This is a genomic window from Rahnella sp. RFA10(1/100) (assembly GCF_004195115.1).
GTDB classification, from domain to species: Bacteria; Pseudomonadota; Gammaproteobacteria; order Enterobacterales; family Enterobacteriaceae; genus Rahnella; species Rahnella perminowiae.
This window is the reverse complement of record NZ_SEWR01000002.1, coordinates 169,445-190,200: the sequence shown is the minus strand read 5'-3', so window position 1 is coordinate 190,200 and position 20,756 is coordinate 169,445. Positions and strand designations below refer to the sequence as shown.

Sequence of the window (20,756 nt, the reverse complement as noted above, 5' to 3'; positions counted from 1 at the left end):
AGATTGTTTTTTTATCTTTTAGAAATGTTGATTGGCGTGCTCAAAAATGGCACCGAATGAACGGTTCGAGACCTAAGGCTCGAAGCCTGAAATGAGGGAATCGCGGAGCGATGACATTTTGCGCCACACTCAGAACGACCAGAACATGTCCTTCGTTCCAGCGACAGCGCGCAGTGAAAAAGCGAGGGGAGTGCAGAGGGGAAAAGCCTTTCCCCTCTGCTCGGTTTCGGCAAAATATCTCGTATGAGAACTGCTATTGAGAAACCGAAACTTTCACAGTTTCAATTTTCATCCGTTCTAATCCCGCTCAGGATTTATTCCTTAATATCAGCCTGATAAAACACATGTTTCCCAAACGGGTCCACTTCATAGCCGGTCACTTCTTTACGTACCGGTTCGAAAATGGTCGAGTGAGCAATCATTACCGCCGGTGCCTGATCGTGCATCATTTGCTGGGCCTGCTCGTAAAGCGCTACACGTTTTGCATGATCGGTCGTTTCTTTGGCTTCGGTGATCAGCTTATCAAACGGCGCGTAACACCATTTAGCTGAGTTTGAACCGCCCTTCGCGGCATTACAGGTAAACAGCGGGCCGAAGAAGTTATCCGGATCGCCGTTCGCCGTCGTCCAGCCCATCAGCGCCGCCATGTGTTCACCGTTACGGATACGGGTCTGATACTCGCCCCATTCGTAACTGACGATATGCGCCTTCACGCCGATTTTGGCCCAGTCAGCCTGGATCATTTCCGCCATACGCCGTGCGTTCGGGTTATACGGACGCTGAACCGGCATCGCCCACAAATCGATATCAAAACCATTCGGCATACCCGCTTCGGCCAGCAGGGCTTTGGCTTTCTCCGGTGAATAATCGTAATCCACCAGTTTGTCGTTATAGCTCCATACACCGGTCGGCAGCAGTGTTTTCGCCACGGTTCCCGTACCATGGAATACGGCTTCTATGATTTGCGGTTTGTTGATCGCCATGGTCAGCGCCTGACGCACTTTCACATTATCCAGCGGGGGTTTCTGAGTGTTGAAGGACAGGAAACCGGTGTTCAGGCCAGCCTTACTCATCAGATTGATGTCTTTATTGGCACGCATACGCTCCAGATCAGCCGGATTCGGGAATGGCATCACCTGACATTCATTCTTCTCGAGTTTGGCCAGACGCATTGAGGCATCAGGCGTAATGGTATACACCAGACGGTCAATTTTGGATTTACCCTGCCAGTAGTCCGGGAAAGCTTTGTACAGCAGACGCGTGTCTTTCTGGTATTGCACCAGTTCAAACGGCCCGGTACCAATCGGATCCTGATCGACTTTTTCCGGCGTGCCGGCTTTGAGCATCTGATCGGCATATTCCGCCGAGAGGATGGAAGCAAAATACCATGCCAGATCGGCCACGAACGGCGCTTCAGGGCGCGTCAGGTTGAAACGCACGGTGTAATCATCCACCTTATCAATACTGCCGATCAGGTCACCCATTTTCAGGCTGTCGAAGTTAAGGTAAGTACCGCCGGAAATTTTATGATAAGGATTATTTTCGTCTTTCTGGCGCATGAACGAGAAGATCACGTCGTCAGCGTTGAAATCACGGGTCGGTTTGAACAGCTTGCTGTTCTGAAATTTCACGCCCTTGCGCAGGTGGAAGGTATAGGTTTTACCGTCCGCACTGACCTCCCAGCTTTCTGCCAGACCCGGCACCAGTTCAGTGGTACCGATTTTGAAATCCACCAGACGGTTATAAATTGGCGCGGCGCTGGCATCCACAGAGGTGCCCGACGTATAAAGCTGCGGGTTGAATTGCTCAGGCGAACCTTCGGAACAGTAAACCAGCGTTTTAGCACAAACGCCGCCAGTGAGAGTTAACGCCAGTAAGCCTGTGCTTATTTTTAAGATGTTGTGTTTCATTCTTTTCCCTATTTTCCCTGTCCGGAGAGTGTTTAAATCTTCTTCATCGTGGAACCTAAAGCAAAAACAGATTAACATCTGGATAACACGTAGTAATACTTTGTTATATATGAAAATCTTATAACAGGGAACAATATTTGCGCACATTCAGAGGTCAAGATGTCGACAACAATCGCAAAACAGCTTACCGAACGTTTCTACCGTTATCTCAGCGTAACATCACAGAGTGATGCCAGCGCGACCACCCTGCCAAGCACGCCAGGCCAGCATGATATGGCGCGGCTACTGGCTGAGGAACTGCATCAGCTGGGCCTGAAAAATATTCAGATCGACGAACAGGCGACCGTGACGGCAGTAAAACCCGGCACCAAAAAAGGCGGTCCGCGCATCGGGTTCATTACGCATATAGATACGGTCGATGTCGGCCTGCGTCCGGATATTCATCCCCAGACGTTGCGTTTTACCGGTGAGGATGTGTGTCTGAACAAAGAACTGGAAATCTGGCTGCGCCCTTCCGAACGCCCGGAAATCCTGCCGTATAAAGGTGAGGACATTATTTTCAGCGACGGCACCAGCGTGCTGGGCGCGGACAATAAAGCGGCGGTCACGGTAGTGATGACACTGTTGGAAAACCTGACGGCTGAGCAGGAATACGGCGATATCGTGGTGGCGTTCGTGCCAGACGAAGAAATCGGCCTGCGCGGTGCCAAGGCGTTAGATCTCGCCCGCTTCGATGTGGACTTTGCTTATACCATCGACTGCTGCGAACTGGGCGAAGTGGTGTATGAAAACTTCAATGCGGCGGCGGCAGAAATTACCTTCACCGGCGTGACAGCGCATCCGATGTCGGCCAAAGGCGTACTGGTGAATCCGCTGTTGATGGCACAGGATTTCATCAGCCATTTTGACCGTGCTGAAACCCCTGAAAACACCGAAGGCCGGGAAGGTTATATCTGGTTCAACGGCATGAGCGCATCCCAGCAGGGAGCAGAACTGAAAGCCTCAATCCGTGATTTTGACAACGTCAGTTTTGCCGCCCGTAAGCAGAAAATTCAGGACGTGGCACAAGAGATTGCCGCGCAGTATCCGAGCGCAAAAGTCTCGGTGGAGATCAGCGACACCTACAGCAATATCAGCAGTGCCATCGGCGAAGATCGCCGGGCGATCGACCTGATTTTTGCAGGACTGAAAGAAATTGGCGTGGGGCCCAAAGTGATCCCGATGCGCGGCGGCACCGATGGTGCGGCATTATCGGCCAAAGGATTGCTGACGCCGAACTACTTTACCGGCGCGCATAATTTCCACTCAAAATTTGAGTTCCTGCCGGTGAATTCGTTTGTGAAATCCTACGAGCTGACCGTTCAGCTGTGCCTGCTGGCCGCGAAAGGCTGATGCTATTTTAGCTGAGCAAAACCCACACCCCATCCCAGCCTTCCCCTCGTGAGAGGGGAAGGAGCACGGAAATCACTTCAAAGCACCTGAGAGGAATTGTTGCAGCCGCGCACTTTTCGGGTTACCGAACACCTCGGAAGGCTCGCCCTGCTCTTCAATCACCCCCTGATGCAGGAAAATGACGTGGCTGGAGACGTGACGGGCAAACTCCATTTCATGTGTCACTACCACCATGGTTTTCCCCTCTTCCGCCAGCTTTTGCATGATGCGCAGTACTTCGCCGACCAGTTCAGGGTCAAGGGCGGAGGTCGGTTCGTCAAACAGTAACACTTCCGGTTCCATCGCCAGCGCACGGGCAATGGACACGCGCTGCTGCTGGCCACCGGACAAATTCACCGGATATTTCCCTTGTGCGCGGGCATCAATACCCACTTTATCGAGGTATTTCACCGCGCGTTCCCGCGCTTCTGCCTTGCTCAACCCCAGCACCTGAACCGGTGCTTCCATGACATTTTCCAGCACCGTCATGTGGCTCCACAGGTTGAAGTGCTGAAACACCATCGTCAGTTTGGTACGTAACAGTTGCAGCTGCTTTTTATCAAACACTTTCAGCTGACCATCGGTGTCGCGCACCATCCGGATATCCTGATTATTGACACTGATCGAGCCTTCGCTTGGTTTCTCAAGGAAGTTAATGCAGCGCAGGAAGGTACTTTTACCGGATCCTGATGAACCGATAATACTGATCACATCACCCGCATTCGCCGACAATGAAACGCCTTTCAACACCTCATGGTCGCCATAGCGTTTGTGGAGATCGAGAACCGCTAATTTGTTTTCTGGCATAACGTGATTCCGCAAAAATAATTCTTATTAGTGAGTTTGAGGCTTTACATGTGCCAGCCAGCGTTTTTCCGCCATGCGGAACAGCCCAATCAATATAAAAGAGATGCAAAGATAAATAACCGCAGCAATCCCGAAGGCATAAAACGGCTGATACGTTGCCGAGTTAATGTCGCGGGCTATTTTCAGCACGTCCGGTACTGTGGCGGTAAACGCCAGCGCGGTGGAGTGCAACATCAGAATGACTTCATTACTGTACGCAGGCAGTGCCGTGCGTAATGCCGACGGTAAAATAATGCAGGTATACAATTTAAAACGTGAAAACCCGTAAGCGTTGGCCGCTTCAATTTCGCCGTGCGGCACCGCGCGGATCGCACCCGCAAAAATTTCGGTGGTGTATGCACAGGTGTTGAGCGTCAGTGCCAGAATCGTACAATTGAGCCCGCTGCGGAAAAAAGCATTCAGGAAGTCGGTGCCACGCACGATCTCCAGGCTGTACATGCCGGAATAAAATACCAGTAACTGCACATACAACGGCGTCCCGCGGAAAACATAGGTATACAGCCAGATCGGATAGCGAAGGAATTTGTTGGAAGACACACGCCCCACCGCCATCGGCACAGCCAGTAATCCGCCTATCACAACGGAACTGATCAGTAACCATAAGGTGATAGCCAGACCGGTGAAACGGTAGCCGTCGCTGTAAAGCAGGGACATACCGTACTGTTGTAAAATTTCGATCATAGATCAGCCCTCTTCACACCCAGCGAATAACGGCGATCAAGCCACACCAGCACGCCGTTCGACAGCGTGGTGAAAATCAGATAAACCACACCGGCCACAATCGCAAAATAGAACGGCTGATATGTCCCCTTCCCGGCCAGTTGCGTGGCTTTCACCACATCATTGAGACCCAGCAACGACACCAGTGCGGTGGCTTTGAGAATAACCTGCCAGTTATTGGCAATGCCCGGCAGCGCAAAACGCATCATGGCCGGGAATAAAATTCGACGAAAGATTTGTGAACCGCTGAACCCGAAAGCCGTCGCAGCTTCGATTTGTCCACGCGGGACCGCCATAAACGCACCGCGGAACGTTTCAGTGAAATATGCCCCGTAGATAAAGCCCAGGGTGATAATACCGGCGCTCATCGGGTCGATATCAATTTGTGTCAGCCCCAGTGATTCTGTAATGCTGTTAAGCGCAATCTGCAAACCGTAGAAAATCAATAACATCAATACCAGATCAGGTACGCCGCGAATGAGCGTGGTGTAGCAACCAAAAAAACCAGAAACGATCCGGTTCTTTGACAGTTTCCCGCCCGCGCCGATTAACCCTATCACCAGCGCCAGAATGACTGACGAAATCGCCAGCTCCAGTGTCACTAACGTGCCCTGGATAATTACCTGGGAATACCCATACAGCATGGTTTTTTCCTGTCTTTAGTGGATCCCTGCGCAGGCAACACGACCACCGGCGTCAGAACCGCAGGGAGCGGCGTACCGCCCCCTTTGGCATGTCTCACGACGAATATCAGCCGCCGTAAACATCAAAGTCGAAGTATTTTTTCGCCAGTTTGTCGTAAGTGCCGTCTTTACGCATGCTGTCAAATGCCTTGTTCAGCGCATCTTTCAGGTCCGTTTCATTCTTACGCAGGCCCATGCCGGTACCTACGCCGAAGAACTTATCATCTTTAACCGACGGTCCCGCAAACGCATAATCTTTACCCGCTGCCTGTTTCAGGAAGCCTTCGCTGCCTGCCACTTCGTCCTGGAATGCTGCGTCAAGACGACCGGAAGCCAGATCCGCATAAATCAGATCCTGGTTCTGGTAAGCCACCACATTGATGCCTTTTGGCTGCCACATGGCATTCGCATAAGCTTCCTGAGTGGACCCCTGCAGAACACCGACGTTTTTGCCTTTCAGCGCATCCAGAGTGGGCAGAACTTTAGAGCCTTTAGGCGCAATCAGACGGGCGTTAGCAGCGTAAAGTTTCTCTGTGAAATCAATCTCCTGCTGACGTTTTTCAGTGATGGATAATGAGGAAATAATCGCATCAATCTTTTTCGCTTTCAGGGACGGGATCAGCGCATCAAAATCGCTTTCAACGTAGGTACATTTAATGGCTGCACGTTTACACATCTCGTTTGCCAGGTCGATATCAAAACCCACCAGCTTACCGCTGGAGTCTTTCGATTCAAATGGGGCGTAAGTCGGATCAGTACCGATGTTAATTGCTTTAGGCGCGGCAGCAAATGCACTACCTGCGCTGGCTAAAACCAGAACCAGCGGAAGAACCTTGAACAACTTTTTCATACATTAGCCTCAGTGATTATTCATCTGTTGTGGTTGCGTGTGCGTGAATGAACGTCTTTTTATAGTTTGCTGAACGATGCAAATGGCTTTTTGCCAGATTTTCTCATGCACTTTTCGTGCCGTTTCTCTGCATAGCCGTTTTGCACAGCGAGAGAGTGAAAACCGGTCAAAAAAGCATCGGGATAATCAAAGTTTTCAAAGGTCTGAAGGAAGGATAGCCGAAGCAAGGTTGGACACTGCACCCCAATGAATCAAATTGTGATCATTGTTGGTGCAATGTAACGAAAGTGCGCGAAATAAGTGCGTATTGGGACGTGAAAGTTTAACGACTGCCCTGCCATCGAACAAATAAGTCTTCCGGCAGCTCGATATCAAACTGATCGATCACCCGGTTTACCGTCTGATCAATAATATCTTCCACAGAAACAGGGCGGTGATAAAACGCCGGAACCGGCGGCATGATGATTGCGCCCAGTTCAGCCGCCTGTGTCATCAGTCGTAAATGGCCCAGATGCAACGGCGTTTCGCGCACACATAACACCAGACGGCGGCGTTCTTTCATCACTACGTCAGCCGCACGGGTCAGCAAACCGTCGGTATAACTGTTCACGATGCCGGAGAGCGTTTTGATCGAGCAAGGCAAAATCACCATGCCGGCAGTTTTAAAAGAACCGGAGGAGATGCTGGCCGCGATATCGCGGGAATCATGCACCACATCTGCCAGTGCCTGAACATCACGCAGGGTGAGATCCGTTTCCAGTGTCAGTGTCTGACGGGCTGCATTGCTCATCACCAGATGAGTTTCAATATCAGGCACACTCTGCAATACCTGCAAGAGCCTGACACCATAGATTGCGCCGCTGGCGCCGGAAATACCGACAATAAGTCGTTTCATCAACACTGCCTTAGAAAAAATAAACCCGGATCCGGTGGTGCCAATACTGACATAAATTCAGGCATAAAAAAACGCGCCCGCCCGGTGTTCACCGGAGGGGCGCGCCAGAGAGAATGTCAGCAACCGGCTGATCAGCCTTCGTTGTGCATCTCGAGATTTTCAGCTTCCTGCTGGCCACGCAATGCCTGAGCATCGTCGTTGCGCAGCGCTTCAAGATATTCCAGATAGTTCTGGTCCACATCTTTGGTGACGTAAACACCGTCGAAAACTGAACATTCGAATTTCTCGATATCCATATTGTCTTCTTTCACTGCGGCGATAAGGTCGCTCAGATCCTGGAAGATTAACGCATCAGCCCCAATCATCTGATTGATTTCACTGACTTCACGGCCATGGGCAATCAGCTCGTTCGCGCTTGGCATATCGATACCGTAAACATTCGGGAAGCGGATTTCCGGTGCCGCAGAGGCCAGATAAACGCGTTTTGCCCCGGCTTCACGCGCCATCTCAACAATCTGCTGAGAGGTGGTACCACGCACGATGGAATCATCGACCAGTAAGACATTTTTATCACGGAACTCAGCGCGGTTAGCGTTCAGTTTACGTCGTACTGATTTACGGCGCTCCTGCTGACCCGGCATGATAAAGGTACGGCCCACATAGCGGTTTTTTACAAACCCCTGACGGTACGGTTTATCCAAAATACGGGCAATTTCCAGCGCGATATCGCAGGAAGTTTCCGGGATCGGGATCACCACGTCGATATCCATGTCTTCCCATTCACGGGCAATTTTCGCGCCCAGCTTTTCACCCATACGTACACGGGCGCTGTAGACGGAAATTTTGTCGATGAAGGAATCCGGACGTGCAAAATAGACGTATTCGAACAGGCAAGGATTGTACTGCGGGTTCTCAGCACACATACGGGTGAACAGCTGACCTTTTTCAGTGATGTACACCGCTTCGCCCGGCGCAACGTCACGCAGGAACTCAAAGCCCAGCGTATCAAGTGCCACGCTCTCAGAGGCCACCATGTACTCATTACGACCATCTGCCAGCGTACGTTTACCAATCACCAGCGGACGAATGCCATGCGGGTCACGAAACGCCAGCATGCCATGACCGATGATCATCGCCACACAAGCGTAAGCACCGCGGATCTTCAGATTCACTGCAGCAACCGCAGCAAAAATGTTGTCAGCTTCCAGTGGATAGTGCTGGAAACGATCCAACTCACTCGCCAGGATATTCAGCAAAATCTCAGAATCGGAAGTGGTGTTCACATGACGGCGTTGGCCTTCGAACAGATTGCTTCGCAATTCATGAGCATTGGTCAGGTTACCGTTATGGGCAAGGGTGATGCCGAACGGAGAGTTGACGTAAAAAGGTTGAGCTTCTGAAGCGCTGGAACTGCCAGCCGTTGGGTAGCGCACATGGCCTATACCCATGTTGCCCTGTAAGCGTTGCATATGGCGGGCTTCGAAAACATCCTTCACCAGGCCATTGGCTTTACGTAAACGGAAGTTATTATTCGCGTCGATGGTGGTGATGCCTGCGGCATCCTGACCACGGTGTTGTAACACCGTTAACGCGTCATAAATCGACTGGTTTACCGGCATGAAACCGGCGATACCGACAATACCGCACATGTTGTCTTTTCCTCTTCAGCGCTGCCAGAACTAAATATGTTTTGGCAAGAAACTCGACGTGCTCTGCAGGTAGTCAAAGAACCACCTGATGATATAACTGAATTGTGGGATCAACTGGGATTGTTTCCAGTCTTCACTTTGCGAAAAACCGGTAAAAGTATCGAGGAAGAACAGCATCGCGGAAACGATTAACACCCCACGCAGTGCGCCGAAGCACACACCTAACACCCTGTCAGTGCCGGACAACCCGGTTCTTTCAACCAGTGAACCAATCACATAGTTGACAATTGCACCTACGATCAACGTCGCGATGAACAAGATGGCAATTGCGATCCCGTTTCGAACTAATTCATCTTCGAAACGTGTGAAGTAGATGGCGAGGTAAGGGTAATAATGGCTGGCAACAAAAAAGGCGCAAGCCCAGGTTACCAGCGATAAAGCCTCACGGACAAAGCCACGGATTAAACTGACTAAAGCAGAAAATCCGATAACCGCAATAATGACGTAATCAATCCAGACCATTAACTATTCCAGTATCTAATCCAGTCACATCTGCCCCGGCATCCCGTTCGCGGCGAATTCTAACAGAAAAAGAAAACGTTTGCGTAGGGGAAATCAGCCGGTCAGACAAATTAATAATAGCGATTAAAAAAACCTCAATCGCAGCATAAACCTATAAAAAAACCAACCAGAGGATCTTATAGAAAAAGGGCACCAATCGCTTGTGCCCTCCGTGGTATTTTGTATGTATTTATCAACTCCCCCTTCGCAGGAGGAGGTGCAAAGTCAGTGAGCAGAATAGGCGCGAACCTGCCCGCCTAATCCACTCAGCTGTTGCAGTTGCGGAAGTGAAGCCTCAAGCTTCTGCTTCGACGCATCCGGCCCGACGTACAGGCGCGTAATCTGCCCCTGTACCGGCGTTGACGGAACCGTATAAGCGCGGAAACCAGACAAACGCAGATTCGCCACAATCTCATTGGCTTTAGCAGCATTTTTCAGTGCGCCAAGCTGCACCACGTAGGACTGCCCTGCCGGCGCTTTTTCTTCCGGCGCAGGCTTCGGCTGTTCTGCCGGTTTTGGCTGTTCAGCCACGGCCTTCGGCTGCTCGACCGGTTTTGGTTGCTCGACGACCTTCGGTTTCACCGTTGGCTTCGCTTCCACCATCGGTTTAGGTTCGATGACTTTAGGTTTCTGCGCCGCAGGTTTTACCGGTGCAGTCTGCACCGTTTTTTTCTGCTCAGGCAATGTGGTGACCGGCGGTGCTTCTATCGTGGTATTGCCCGGTGCAACATTGCCCTTATTCGCGGCATTCGTGTTATTCGCCGAACCTTCCGACTCCTGCGCAGCACCGTTCATCGCCTGATCCGCACCTTCCGGTGGCTGAGCCGGCAAAGATTGCGTGACCGGTGGCACCGAGTCCTGTTCCTCAACATCACCCGGTTTTGGCACCAATGGAATAGACGCAAATTCGTCTTCATAATGCTTTTTCTTGCCGTCGAGTAAACCGGGCAAAATAATGACGCCCAGCGCCACCAGAATGACCGTCCCGACCAGACGATTTTGAAACTTACTTGCCACTGGTTTTCCCCGTGTCTATAGCATCCATTACGTGAGCTACGGTATGGAACGAGCCGCAGACAATCACAATATCCTGAGGAGCAGCCTCCTGCATAGCCTGTTTCCAGGCAGACTCCACATCGTCAAACTGGTGCGCCTGCGGCAGGTGTGCCGTCAGCTCTTCAACACTGGCCCCGCGCGGACCTTCCAGCGGCGCGCAATACCATTCGTCCACCTGAGGCGACAGGCAAGCCAGCGTACCGGCAATATCTTTGTCTTTCAACATTCCGACGACAGCACGCACTTTACCGCCATTTCGCGGCTGTTCCGCCAGACGTCCGGCCAGATACGCCGCCGCATGCGGGTTGTGCGCGACATCCAGGATCAGACGAGGTGATTCACTCACCGTCTGGAAACGTCCCGGCAAGGCCGCACGTTGTAAACCAGTGCGCAACGCGGCTTCAGGAATATCCAGAGTGGAATAATGCAGCGCGGCCAGCGCGGTCGCGGCGTTGGCGAGCGGCACATTCGGCAACGGTAAACCTTCCAGCACGTTAACCTCATGGCCTTCTTCCAGTGCTGCCCAGCGCCAGTGACCGGCATCCGCAGAAAAATGCCAGTTCACCTCACGGCGGTATAAATCCGCGTGTTTTTCCTGCGCAACGGCAGCAATAGATTGCGGCATATCCGGTTCACCGACCACGGCCGGTTTACCGGCGCGGAAAATACCGGCTTTTTCACGGCCAATGCTTTCGCGGTCAGATCCCAGCCAGTCAGTATGGTCCAGCGCAATACTGGTCACGACTGCCACACTGGCATCGACAATATTGGTCGCGTCCAGACGCCCGCCCAGCCCGACTTCAAGGATCACCACATCCAGCTTAGCCTGTTTAAACAGCTGCAACGCCGACAATGTGCCGTACTCAAAATAGGTCAGCGAAATATCACCACGGCCAGCTTCCAGCAGCGCAAAAGATTCACAATGCGCAGATTCTGCTAATTCTTCACCCTGGATACGGACACGTTCGGTGTAGCGCACCAGATGCGGGGAACTGTAAACGCCCACACGGTAGCCCGCTGCCATCAGGATGGATTCCAGCGTTGCACAGGTGGTGCCTTTACCGTTGGTTCCGGCCACAGTGAAAACTTGTGGCGCAGGCGTCAGTAAATCGAGTTTCGCGGCTACCGCTTTAACCCGATCAAGACCAAGCTCAATCGCCTGAGAGTGAAGATGTTCGAGATAATAAAGCCACGTGGCCAAAGGCGACGTGGCTTGGGGAATAAGTTGATTTTGCATGAGTCCCGTTCAACCTTGTCAGGTTCACTTCGACGCTACATCACCAGACTGTGACAGCAGGCAATGCCCTCTTTGTCAGATCATACCAACAGAGTAAAAGCACGGCTGTCTTTTTTGCAGAAAAACAGTGTGGGCGGCACAATACACGATGGCCGCCCGAATAACTGACCGGCGTTTACCCTGTTCGATCAGGCATCCTGATTGTCAGCGGCAGAACCGTTGACAGCAACATGGACGTCAGCCACGTTCGGCTCCGGTTGCCCGGTTAATTTCGCCAGAACGCTGCCCAGTTTAGCTCGCATTTCCGGACGGCGTACGATCATATCAATCGCACCTTTTTCGATCAGGAATTCACTGCGCTGGAAGCCCGGCGGCAGTTTTTCACGCACGGTTTGCTCGATAACGCGTGGACCGGCAAAACCGATCAGCGCTTTCGGCTCAGCGACGTTAATGTCGCCCAGCATTGCCAGACTGGCAGAAACACCGCCCATGGTCGGGTCAGTCAGTACAGAAATGTACGGCAAGCCGCGTTCCTGTAATTTCGCCAGTGCTGCACTGGTTTTCGCCATCTGCATCAGCGACATCAGCGCTTCCTGCATACGGGCGCCGCCACTGGCAGAGAAACAGACCAGCGGGCAATTATCTTCCAGCGCCTGCTCAACGGCACGTACAAAACGGGCCCCCACCACAGACGCCATTGATCCGCCCATGAAGGCAAACTCAAAGGACGCGACCACGATTGGCATGCCAAACAGCGTACCTTTCATGACGACCATGGCGTCTTTTTCGTTGGTTTCTTTTTGTGCTGCAACCAGACGATCTTTGTATTTTTTGGAATCTTTAAACTTCAGAACATCTTTAGGCTCAAGCTCGCTGCCTAATTCAACCTCACTGCCCTCGTCCATGAAAGTGGACAGACGCATACGCGCACTGAGGCGCATATGGTGGTCACACTTAGGGCACACCATGAGGTTGCGCTCAAGCTCGGCGCGGTAAAGAACCTGCCCGCAGCTATCACATTTAGTCCAGACGCCCTCAGGAATACTTGCCTTACGGGTCTGCGAGTCAGTGCTCTTACTAAGAATTCGTTCAATCCAGCTCATCGATAACCTTTCTGTTTGAACCCGGCCGAAGCCAGTCCGCTGTTCATGCTGTAACAAGTCCCCTGAAACCTACCCAAAATCACCTGTGTGCGGGGTGATAAAAAACCTCACACACCGCGCCACAGAAGGGTTGTTCGCAGGAACAGACCATAAATTGTCGCTCATTAAACCATAACGGCCAGACACTGTGGATAAAAAACTGGTCTTACCCTCAGGTTTAATGCCTTAAATTTTAAAGCGCTTGCGTAAAAAACGTGCGGAATTAATCCTGCTGACGCTTTTCTTTGGCCGCTGCGCGTTTGTGCCGCCAGATTTCAACCACACCCGGCAGGATGGAAACCACAATGATCGCCACGATCAGTAATTTCAGATTTTCCTGAACAATCGGCAGATCACCGAAAAGGTAGCCAGCATAGGTAAATAACAGTACCCAAACCAGTGCACCAATCACGTTATACGCAGCAAAATGGCGGTAAGACATATGTCCCATACCGGCCACAAACGGTGCAAACGTGCGGACGATCGGCACGAAGCGCGCAAGAATAATCGTTTTACCGCCATGTTTCTCGTAAAACTTATGCGTCTTGTCCAAATAACTGCGACGGAAAATCTTTGAATCAGGATTACTGAACAGACGTTCACCAAATACCCGTCCGATAGTGTAGTTCACCGCATCGCCCAGGATCGCCGCAATGGCCATCAGGAATGCCATCAGATGGACGTTAATGTCATTGCCCGGCAACGCCGCCAGCGCGCCTGCCACAAACAATAATGAGTCCCCTGGCAGGAAAGGTGTCACCACCAGACCGGTTTCGCAAAACAAAATCAGGAATAAAATGCCGTAAACCCAGATGCCATACTGCGCAACCAGCTCCGCTAAATGCACGTCAATATGCAAAATAAAATCAATGACAAAGTGAATAAAACCCATTTGATTTACTCCCCCTTTTTCGGTTTAACAGCCCATTTAAACAATCGCTTTATCCGTTCCTTAGTCTTCGAGGAACAGGGGTCCCATATTCACCTGAGGCAGCGCAAACTTCTCAGGGTAATCGACTGAAACCAGATACAACCCTTCCGGCTTGCCGGTGGCTGCCGCAAGATTGCGATCTTTCGCTGCCAGCAGTTCTCCCATCCAGCCAACAGGCTGGTTACCGGCACCGATTTCCACCAGACTGCCCACGATATTGCGCACCATATGATGAACAAATGCATTAGCCTTGATATCCACCACCACATAACTGCCGTGACGGCTCACATTCACATGCATCACATAACGCCACGGTGTACGCGACTGGCACTGTGATGCACGAAAAGACGTGAAATCGTTCTCACCCAGTAGCGCCTGGCCGGCAATCTGCATTTTTCCGACGTCGAGTGGCATGTGAACATGCGTCACGCCGGCATGCAAAATTGCTGAACGGTAACGGTTATTGTAAATAACGTAGCGATAGCGGCGCGCAGTGGCGCTGAAACGGGCGTGAAAATCTTCGCCCACATTCGCGCACCAGCGCACAGCAATATCTTTGGGTAAATGGGTATTCACCCCCATCGTCCACGCCGCGTCTTTGCGCAGCACCGGCGTGTCAAAATGCACCACCTGCCCCGTCGCGCTGACGCCTGCGTCTGTCCGTCCGGCGCAAAACACCACGATCGGTGAATTGGCCACCCGGCTCAGTGCCTTTTCCAGACACTCCTGCACACTGGCAACACCCTGCTGACGCTGCCAGCCAAAATAAGCACTGCCGTCATATTCAATGCCTAACGCCACACGCCCGGCAACCGGTGCGGTGCTGACGTCAGCGATCACTTCATCGGACATAATCAGTACCAGTACTCATTAATCAGCTTCTCTGCGGTTTCCACCGCCATCAGTGCGCCGCCAAAACGAACGTTGTCAGCCACTGACCAGAATTGCAGTAACTCAGGAATGCCGTAGTCATTACGGATACACCCGATGCTCAGATTGGCATTGCCGGATGCATCGCTGACCTGCGTCGGGAAATCATCTTCATCGCTCAGATTGATATCATCAATGCGTTCAAGTTCAGCGCGTGCTTCTTCTGCTGACAGCGGACGCAGACCTTCCATATGTACCACCTGCGCATGACCGTAGAACACCGGCGACTGCACGCAGCTGACGGAAACCGGCAGGCCATCGTCCTGCAACACTTTGCGAACCTGATCCACCAGACGGCGTTCCTGACGCACACTGCCCTCTTCATCGCTGACCAGCGGCAAAAGGTTAAACGCCAGCTGTTTACTGAAGATACCCTCTTCTGCCGGAATTCCGTTAAGCAGACGGGCACTTTGCCCGGCCAGATCGTCAACAGCGGCTTTGCCCAGCGCAGAAACAGACAGCAAAGAGGTCACGTGCAGACGGGACAAACCCGCCTGTTCGGTCAGTGGTTTGATGGCAGTCAGCAACTGGCTGGTCAGGCTGTCAGCCACGGCCACGATATTACGATTGCGGTAATGAGAAAGCGCATCAGGGTTCACGCCCGGCACCACCAGAGGAATGTCATGTTCAAGCGAGAACAGGCCACTGCTGTCAATCACCAGACATCCCTGATTTGCAGCTTCCTCGGCATACAAGGCAGAGGCTTCAGAGCCTGCAACAAAGAATGCCAGCTGAACCTGAGACCAGTCGAACTCAGATGCCTGTTGTACGCGCAGGCTTTTGCCATTAAAGCGCACGGTCTGACCGGCACTGCGTTCACTGGCCAGCGGGAAGAGCTCACCAACCGGGAACTGACGATCAGCCAATAATTCCAGTAACGCATCACCGACTGCGCCCGTTGCGCCAAGCAGCGCAATATTCCAGCCATCAGACATGTTGGTATTCTCCAGAAAATATAAAGTACAAAATACAAAGGGGCGATGAACATCACCGCCCTGTTTTAACGCGTTTTACCCGTCATATTTCAACGTGAAATATCAGGGCAGGAACTCAATGATTTACGCCGTGGCTAACTGGCTGTTAAAACCCAGTTTTTTCAGCACACCGGCGGTCGCTGCATCGTCGCAAATCACCCGTAAAGATGACCATTCACGACGTTCTTCATAGAACTTACGCAGCTTGTCGAATTCGCCCGGTTTTCCGGCTACACGGCGCAAAGGCCGGTCATCGCGGCGCACATCATACACTAAGTGAATAAGACGCAGCAGTTTGGCTTCGCTCAGCGCGCCACTCAGTGTCACTTCGGCAAATTCAGGCGCGGGCAGTAACGATTCCAGCGGCACCGTTTGTGGCTGACCGATAAACTGGCTGAATGCTTCGAACACCTGCGTGGTGCCGCGAGCCTTCCCTTCCAGGCTGTAACCGGCGATATGTGCCGTGCCGATGGCAACTTTATCCAGCAACGCCAGCGACAAATCGGGTTCCGGTTCCCAGACATCCAGCACAGCGGTCAGCTTTTTGCTGCCGTTCAGTGCGCCGAGCAGCGCAGTGTTATCCACCACTTCGCCACGACAGGCGTTGATGAGGATGCGCTCAGCAGGCAGACGCGCCAGTAAATCCGCATCCACCAGATGATATGTGGCATAAGGGCCGGACATATTCAGTGGCGTATGGAATGTCAGGATATCGGCTTCGGCGACCAGTTTCTCAAGTGGCCAGAATTCACCGGCATCACCCCGATCGGCACGCGGCGGATCGCACAGCAGCGTGCGGACCCCCAGTGCCTCGAGGCGGGCATGCAGGCGTGACCCGACGTTACCGACACCAATGATCCCGACCGTTTTATCGCGCAGCTGGAAACCATCGCGCTGTGCGAGGATCAGCAATGAAGAAAAGACATATTCCACCACGGCAATCGCATTACAGCCAGGCGCGGCCGAGAAACCAATCCCTGCGCTGGCAAGCCATGCATCATCGACATGATCGGTGCCCGCCGTGGCAGTCCCCACGAATTTCACCGGTTTTCCCGCCAGCAAACTCTCGTTCACTTTGGTCACAGACCGCACCATCAGCGCATCGGCATCATTGAGCGCATCTTGCGGGATAGGACGGCCAGGAACGGCCTGCACGTTGCCCAGCCGGCTAAAAAGCTCGACGGCATACGGCATATTTTCATCAACCAGGATTTTCACGTTTGTCTCCGGCAGCATGGCCTAAAGAAAGAATAGGAAATAAAGAGGGCATTGATTTTGCCACGATACAGGGTCAGATCCCAACTTTCAGGGCACGGGTTTACCTGTCGTTACGAAAACGCTGCGGTGTGGTGCCCGACACCTGCTGGAACATGGCGATAAAGGCCGAAGACGAGCTGTAACCCAGTTCGAGTGAGACCTCCTGTACCGTTTTCCCCTGCTCCAGCAAAGAGACAGCATGCAGGAAGCGCAGCCGCTGACGCCATTGGGCAAAACTCATCCCCAGTTCCTGCTGGCAACGCCGCGACAGGGTTCGTTCGGTGGTATACACCTGCTTCGCCCATTGTGCCAGCGACGAGTTATCCGCCGGATTCTTTTCCAGTGCGCTCAGCACGGGGGACAGTAATTTATTTTCCGATGTGGGTAAATAAGTGTTCTGACGGGGTGCCAGACTGATTTGATCCAGCAAAACGCGACACATACGCAGATCCGTTTCACTCTGCGGTTCAGTCATATTTCGTGAGAAGCAGTCATCAGCAATGGCGTTAAAAATGGCTGTCGGCGTCAGCAGGCAAGGCTCAACAGGCAGATGGATATCCAGTTCGGGGGCGATATCAATGACGCAAAAACGTGTGGTTTTGCGGTTATAGCTTGAATGCTCAACCCCGGCAGGTATCCAGATGGCGAATTCGCGCGGGGCAAGATAGCGCTGTCCGGCCACGCGCATGGCAAGAACGCCGGATTTTACGCAGATAATCTGGCTCCACGGATGAGAATGCTCAACATACTCAGAATTCCCCTCCACAATTTCACCCCGAAAAAGCAGAGTAACCGGTATCTTCTCAGGTAACGGCGGGTAATATCGGGGTAAAGAAGAACGCGGTGCGGGCATAAAAACCTTTTGTCTGTGCGCCAAACGGGGATTGTCTGAATTACGCAATGTGTTGTCTGATTATCGTTATATATAACAAACAAGACAACCGTACACTGGCGTGACGATTTATTCAGGAATACGACTCAATGAATGTGCTCTTTCCCCTGCTTGCCGTCCTGATCTGGTCACTGAATGCTGTGGTCAGTAAAGCCTCGGCCAGCGCAATTGATCCTGCTGCCATTTCGTTCTACCGCTGGCTTCTGGCACTGCTGACGCTGACACCTTTCGTGCTGCCCGGCGTGCTGCGTAACCTCCGGGCGGTGAAACAATACGGGTGGAAACTGCTGATACTGGGCTTGCTGGGCATGGTGCTGTATCAGAGTCTGGCATACTACGCCGCACACAGCGTCAGTGCGCTGTTTATGGGCATCCTGAATTCGCTGATCCCGCTGCTGACCGTGCTGATTGGCCTGTTTGTGCTGAGCGTAGTGCCAACAGTGGGCGTCGCACTGGGCAGTATTATTTCACTCGGCGGTTTAGTCTGGCTGGTCAGTGCCGGTTCGCCGGCGCAGCTGCTGCAACACGGTATCGGCACCGGTGAGCTGATGATGTTTGCGGCTTCGGCCTCCTATGCGCTGTATGGGGTGCTGACCAAGCGCTGGGCGATCCCGCTGCCGAACTGGCAATCGTTATATGTGCAGATCATTTTCGGCGTTTTATTATTGCTGCCAAACTTTCTGCTCGCGAAGGATGTCAGCCTGACCGCACATAATATTCCGCTGGTGCTTTTCGCGGGGATCCCGGCGTCGATCATCGCGCCGTTTTTGTGGATCCAGGGTGTGATCCGTTTGGGTGCCAACAAAGCGTCTATTTTCATGAACCTGTCGCCGATTTTCACGGCAGTGATCGCCGTGCTGTTCCTGCACGAGCACCTGCACAGCTACCATCTGATTGGCGGCGGTATCACGCTTGTCGGGGTCATTCTGGCGCAGCGCTTGCGTAAACCGCTGTTCACCCGCGCCGCGCCTGCGGAACAAAACAAAATTCGCTAAAGGGTATGCCATCCTTAATAAGAGGGTGGCACCTCCCCCACTTTCTGCTTTCGCGCCCCGCCAGACGTTTTTCTCTGCTGTTTTAGGAAACAATATTCTGAAGAATCTTTCTCAGCCTGCTATTCACGGTGTCGATTAAAACACTTTGCAGGTATGATGAGGCGCTTCCGCGCTCTGCGCCGTGCTTTTGACTTATCATTGAGTTTAAGCGACGTTTTAAATTTCCAGCGAAGGACGGTGATATGCAACCTTTGAGCGGCCCGGGCATGCCGGTTGGCGACAACAGAACACAACCGCAGGGTCAGACCGTTCCGGCTAAAACGGGCGCTGAACTGCCCTTAACGCCGGTACAGCGCACCACGCTGGAAAAACTGATCGTCAAACTGATGGCGCTGACGCCCATCAAATCTGCTGAGATCTGGGCCAATCTGCGCCACGAACTTGCGTTGCCAAACGGTGCGGAAATCACCTCTCAGCAATTCCCGCAGGCCGAAGCGCTGTTACAGGGAAAACTTACACAGGCCCAGGACAGCCTTGCCTCACGCCAGCTGATGCTGCAACTGACCGAGCTGCTGCCGCAGGGTAACAACCGTCAGGCGGTGAGCGATTTTATCCGCCAGAATTTTGGTCATACCGTACTGAGTCAGCTGACACATCCGCAGCTGCAACAGGTGCTGGATCTGATCCAGACCCGTCAGATGAATATTCCGCAGCCCCAGCAGACACCGGTCACCGATCGTCCGTTGCTGCCTGCCGAGCATAACAGCCTGCAACAACTGGTAACCCGTCTCAGCGCTGCTACCGGCGAAGCCCCTGTGAAAGTCTGGCAGGAACTGTTTACGCTGGTTGGTGTGAAAGTGGGCGAACCGATACCGGCGAAGCATTTTCAGGTGCTCAGCCAGTTTATGCAGGTGAAAGCGTCGCTCAGCCAGCAGACCACCGCACCGACGCTGACCACGTTGCTGAGCGTGCTCAAGCAGCCGGCCAGCACCCATGAAATTCATCAACTGACGGAATATGCCGAAAATCGTTTCAGCGCGACGCTGTCCACGCCGCTGACGCAGGTTCAGGTCAGTGATCTGATTGGCGTTCTGTTCAGCCAGCGGGTTGACCGCTCTGCGCGCACAGAAGACATAGACGATACCTTCACCACGGTGACACGTACCGATCCGCAACCGATCATGAACCCGTTTATCGCGATGTTGCCCCCTTCCATGCAGGCGATGGGCGGCAAGCCGCTGGTATTTATTGCGTTCGTGGTGGTTCTGCTTCTGCTGTGGTTACTGTTTTAAGCACGCCGTTAACCTCTTTTCAGCAACTGCAATCTGGCGGTGCCTGTTTCCGTGAATACTGTCCGCGTTCTTCACCCACCGCAACCGGGTGTTGATCGCGGATCCAGAAATCCAGTCCGCCAATCATTTCCTTCACCCTGAATCCAAGCCGGGCCAGTTTATACGCGCCCTGCGTCGAACCGTTGCATCCGATTCCGTCACAATAGGTTACGTAAACCACGTCTTTACTGAGTTCGCAGGTACTTTCTGCCGTCATCAGTTTATGCGGAAAACTGACCGCGCCCGGCACATGGCCACCTGCATAATGTTCAGCAGAACGGGTATCAATCACCACGATTGTGTTCACACCGTTTTGTAAATCCGCAGCGACATCGGCGGCATCGGTATAAAAGCTCAGTTTCGACAACAGATATGCAGCACTGATTTCAGGTGATGGTGGTGCAAATCCTAAAACATAAGACTCTGGTTGCATAAACACTTCCTC

The 20,756-nt window shown here is 52.6% G+C and carries 20 protein-coding genes; 3 read left to right on the top strand and 17 right to left on the bottom strand.

Features of this window, described 5'->3' with window-relative positions:
• Nucleotides 1–314: 314 nt before the first annotated feature.
• On the bottom strand, nucleotides 315–1,910 hold the full coding sequence (locus tag ETV65_RS07670; protein ID WP_129952315.1) for an ABC transporter substrate-binding protein: 1,596 nt from the start codon (nucleotides 1,908–1,910) through the stop codon (nucleotides 315–317).
• 159 nt (nucleotides 1,911–2,069) lie between these two features.
• On the opposite strand from ETV65_RS07670, the gene pepT reads away from it, so the two are divergent.
• Entirely contained in the window at nucleotides 2,070–3,302 is a 1,233-nt protein-coding gene (gene pepT / locus ETV65_RS07665) for a peptidase T (protein WP_129952314.1), read from the top strand.
• A gap of 72 nt (nucleotides 3,303–3,374) precedes the next feature.
• Here pepT and hisP read toward each other — a convergent pair whose 3' ends face one another.
• The 15 genes from hisP to ETV65_RS07590 all read right to left on the bottom strand — a co-directional run bounded on the left by hisP (nucleotide 3,375) and on the right by ETV65_RS07590 (nucleotide 17,946).
• The gene (gene hisP, locus ETV65_RS07660; protein WP_129952313.1) at nucleotides 3,375–4,148 is read right to left on the bottom strand and encodes a histidine ABC transporter ATP-binding protein HisP; all 774 of its coding nucleotides are present in this window, start codon (nucleotides 4,146–4,148) and stop codon (nucleotides 3,375–3,377) included.
• Between the two features lie 27 nt (nucleotides 4,149–4,175).
• Nucleotides 4,176–4,889 (bottom strand): ABC transporter permease, encoded by a 714-nt coding sequence (locus ETV65_RS07655; protein WP_129952312.1) that lies wholly within the window; start codon nucleotides 4,887–4,889, stop codon nucleotides 4,176–4,178.
• Complete coding sequence (locus tag ETV65_RS07650) at nucleotides 4,886–5,572, bottom strand: histidine ABC transporter permease HisQ (RefSeq protein ID WP_129952311.1); 687 nt, start codon at nucleotides 5,570–5,572, stop codon at nucleotides 4,886–4,888. Before ETV65_RS07650 ends, ETV65_RS07655 begins: the two co-directional genes overlap by 4 nt.
• Nucleotides 5,573–5,678: 106 nt before the next feature.
• Nucleotides 5,679–6,461, bottom strand: a complete 783-nt coding sequence (gene argT / locus ETV65_RS07645; protein WP_129952310.1) for a lysine/arginine/ornithine ABC transporter substrate-binding protein ArgT — start codon at nucleotides 6,459–6,461, stop codon at nucleotides 5,679–5,681.
• Between the two features lie 322 nt (nucleotides 6,462–6,783).
• Nucleotides 6,784–7,356, bottom strand: coding sequence for a UbiX family flavin prenyltransferase (locus tag ETV65_RS07640; RefSeq protein WP_129952309.1), 573 nt, complete (start codon nucleotides 7,354–7,356; stop codon nucleotides 6,784–6,786).
• Nucleotides 7,357–7,487: 131 nt separating this feature from the next.
• Entirely contained in the window at nucleotides 7,488–9,005 is a 1,518-nt protein-coding gene (gene purF / locus ETV65_RS07635; RefSeq protein WP_129952308.1) for an amidophosphoribosyltransferase, read from the bottom strand.
• A 30-nt stretch (nucleotides 9,006–9,035) separates the two neighbouring features.
• The gene (gene cvpA, locus ETV65_RS07630; RefSeq protein WP_013574561.1) at nucleotides 9,036–9,527 is read right to left on the bottom strand and encodes a colicin V production protein; all 492 of its coding nucleotides are present in this window, start codon (nucleotides 9,525–9,527) and stop codon (nucleotides 9,036–9,038) included.
• Nucleotides 9,528–9,791: 264 nt separating this feature from the next.
• Nucleotides 9,792–10,583, bottom strand: coding sequence for a cell division protein DedD (gene dedD, locus ETV65_RS07625; RefSeq protein WP_129952307.1), 792 nt, complete (start codon nucleotides 10,581–10,583; stop codon nucleotides 9,792–9,794).
• Nucleotides 10,573–11,859, bottom strand: a complete 1,287-nt coding sequence (gene folC / locus ETV65_RS07620; protein ID WP_129952306.1) for a bifunctional tetrahydrofolate synthase/dihydrofolate synthase — start codon at nucleotides 11,857–11,859, stop codon at nucleotides 10,573–10,575. The genes dedD and folC overlap by 11 nt, the downstream gene beginning before the upstream one ends.
• Before the next feature lie 188 nt (nucleotides 11,860–12,047).
• The gene (gene accD, locus ETV65_RS07615) at nucleotides 12,048–12,962 is read right to left on the bottom strand and encodes an acetyl-CoA carboxylase, carboxyltransferase subunit beta (RefSeq protein ID WP_129952305.1); all 915 of its coding nucleotides are present in this window, start codon (nucleotides 12,960–12,962) and stop codon (nucleotides 12,048–12,050) included.
• Nucleotides 12,963–13,224: 262 nt separating this feature from the next.
• Nucleotides 13,225–13,893: a DedA family protein gene (locus ETV65_RS07610; protein ID WP_129952304.1), complete on the bottom strand. Its 669-nt coding sequence runs from the start codon at nucleotides 13,891–13,893 to the stop codon at nucleotides 13,225–13,227.
• Nucleotides 13,894–13,953: 60 nt separating this feature from the next.
• A complete protein-coding gene (truA, locus tag ETV65_RS07605) occupies nucleotides 13,954–14,784 on the bottom strand; it encodes a tRNA pseudouridine(38-40) synthase TruA (protein WP_129952303.1) in 831 nt (276 codons plus the stop codon).
• A gap of 2 nt (nucleotides 14,785–14,786) precedes the next feature.
• A complete protein-coding gene (locus tag ETV65_RS07600) occupies nucleotides 14,787–15,797 on the bottom strand; it encodes an aspartate-semialdehyde dehydrogenase (protein ID WP_129952302.1) in 1,011 nt (336 codons plus the stop codon).
• A 123-nt stretch (nucleotides 15,798–15,920) separates the two neighbouring features.
• Nucleotides 15,921–17,054, bottom strand: coding sequence for a 4-phosphoerythronate dehydrogenase PdxB (gene pdxB / locus ETV65_RS07595; RefSeq protein WP_129952301.1), 1,134 nt, complete (start codon nucleotides 17,052–17,054; stop codon nucleotides 15,921–15,923).
• Between the two features lie 100 nt (nucleotides 17,055–17,154).
• Nucleotides 17,155–17,946 (bottom strand): helix-turn-helix transcriptional regulator, encoded by a 792-nt coding sequence (locus tag ETV65_RS07590; protein WP_129952300.1) that lies wholly within the window; start codon nucleotides 17,944–17,946, stop codon nucleotides 17,155–17,157.
• 128 nt (nucleotides 17,947–18,074) lie between these two features.
• On the opposite strand from ETV65_RS07590, the gene ETV65_RS07585 reads away from it, so the two are divergent.
• Both ETV65_RS07585 and flk read left to right on the top strand, forming a co-directional pair.
• Nucleotides 18,075–18,980: a DMT family transporter gene (locus ETV65_RS07585; RefSeq protein WP_129952299.1), complete on the top strand. Its 906-nt coding sequence runs from the start codon at nucleotides 18,075–18,077 to the stop codon at nucleotides 18,978–18,980.
• A 242-nt stretch (nucleotides 18,981–19,222) separates the two neighbouring features.
• Nucleotides 19,223–20,272, top strand: a complete 1,050-nt coding sequence (flk, locus tag ETV65_RS07580; RefSeq protein WP_129952298.1) for a flagella biosynthesis regulator Flk — start codon at nucleotides 19,223–19,225, stop codon at nucleotides 20,270–20,272.
• Between the two features lie 19 nt (nucleotides 20,273–20,291).
• Here flk and ETV65_RS07575 read toward each other — a convergent pair whose 3' ends face one another.
• On the bottom strand, nucleotides 20,292–20,744 hold the full coding sequence (locus ETV65_RS07575; RefSeq protein WP_129952297.1) for a rhodanese-like domain-containing protein: 453 nt from the start codon (nucleotides 20,742–20,744) through the stop codon (nucleotides 20,292–20,294).
• Nucleotides 20,745–20,756: the final 12 nt, after the last annotated feature.

Bases quoted from the DNA above. Each gene is read 5' to 3' on its own strand.
- ETV65_RS07670 (WP_129952315.1), bottom strand. From the start codon at position 1,910: ATGAAACACAACATCTTAAAAATAAGCACAGGCTTACTGGCGTTAACT.
- pepT (WP_129952314.1), top strand. From the start codon at position 2,070: ATGTCGACAACAATCGCAAAACAGCTTACCGAACGTTTCTACCGTTAT.
- hisP (WP_129952313.1), bottom strand. From the start codon at position 4,148: ATGCCAGAAAACAAATTAGCGGTTCTCGATCTCCACAAACGCTATGGC.
- ETV65_RS07655 (WP_129952312.1), bottom strand. From the start codon at position 4,889: ATGATCGAAATTTTACAACAGTACGGTATGTCCCTGCTTTACAGCGAC.
- ETV65_RS07650 (WP_129952311.1), bottom strand. From the start codon at position 5,572: ATGCTGTATGGGTATTCCCAGGTAATTATCCAGGGCACGTTAGTGACA.
- argT (WP_129952310.1), bottom strand. From the start codon at position 6,461: ATGAAAAAGTTGTTCAAGGTTCTTCCGCTGGTTCTGGTTTTAGCCAGC.
- ETV65_RS07640 (WP_129952309.1), bottom strand. From the start codon at position 7,356: ATGAAACGACTTATTGTCGGTATTTCCGGCGCCAGCGGCGCAATCTAT.
- purF (WP_129952308.1), bottom strand. From the start codon at position 9,005: ATGTGCGGTATTGTCGGTATCGCCGGTTTCATGCCGGTAAACCAGTCG.
- cvpA (WP_013574561.1), bottom strand. From the start codon at position 9,527: ATGGTCTGGATTGATTACGTCATTATTGCGGTTATCGGATTTTCTGCT.
- folC (WP_129952306.1), bottom strand. From the start codon at position 11,859: ATGCAAAATCAACTTATTCCCCAAGCCACGTCGCCTTTGGCCACGTGG.
- accD (WP_129952305.1), bottom strand. From the start codon at position 12,962: ATGAGCTGGATTGAACGAATTCTTAGTAAGAGCACTGACTCGCAGACC.
- ETV65_RS07610 (WP_129952304.1), bottom strand. From the start codon at position 13,893: ATGGGTTTTATTCACTTTGTCATTGATTTTATTTTGCATATTGACGTG.
- truA (WP_129952303.1), bottom strand. From the start codon at position 14,784: ATGTCCGATGAAGTGATCGCTGACGTCAGCACCGCACCGGTTGCCGGG.
- ETV65_RS07600 (WP_129952302.1), bottom strand. From the start codon at position 15,797: ATGTCTGATGGCTGGAATATTGCGCTGCTTGGCGCAACGGGCGCAGTC.
- ETV65_RS07590 (WP_129952300.1), bottom strand. From the start codon at position 17,946: ATGCCCGCACCGCGTTCTTCTTTACCCCGATATTACCCGCCGTTACCT.
- ETV65_RS07585 (WP_129952299.1), top strand. From the start codon at position 18,075: ATGAATGTGCTCTTTCCCCTGCTTGCCGTCCTGATCTGGTCACTGAAT.
- flk (WP_129952298.1), top strand. From the start codon at position 19,223: ATGCAACCTTTGAGCGGCCCGGGCATGCCGGTTGGCGACAACAGAACA.
- ETV65_RS07575 (WP_129952297.1), bottom strand. From the start codon at position 20,744: ATGCAACCAGAGTCTTATGTTTTAGGATTTGCACCACCATCACCTGAA.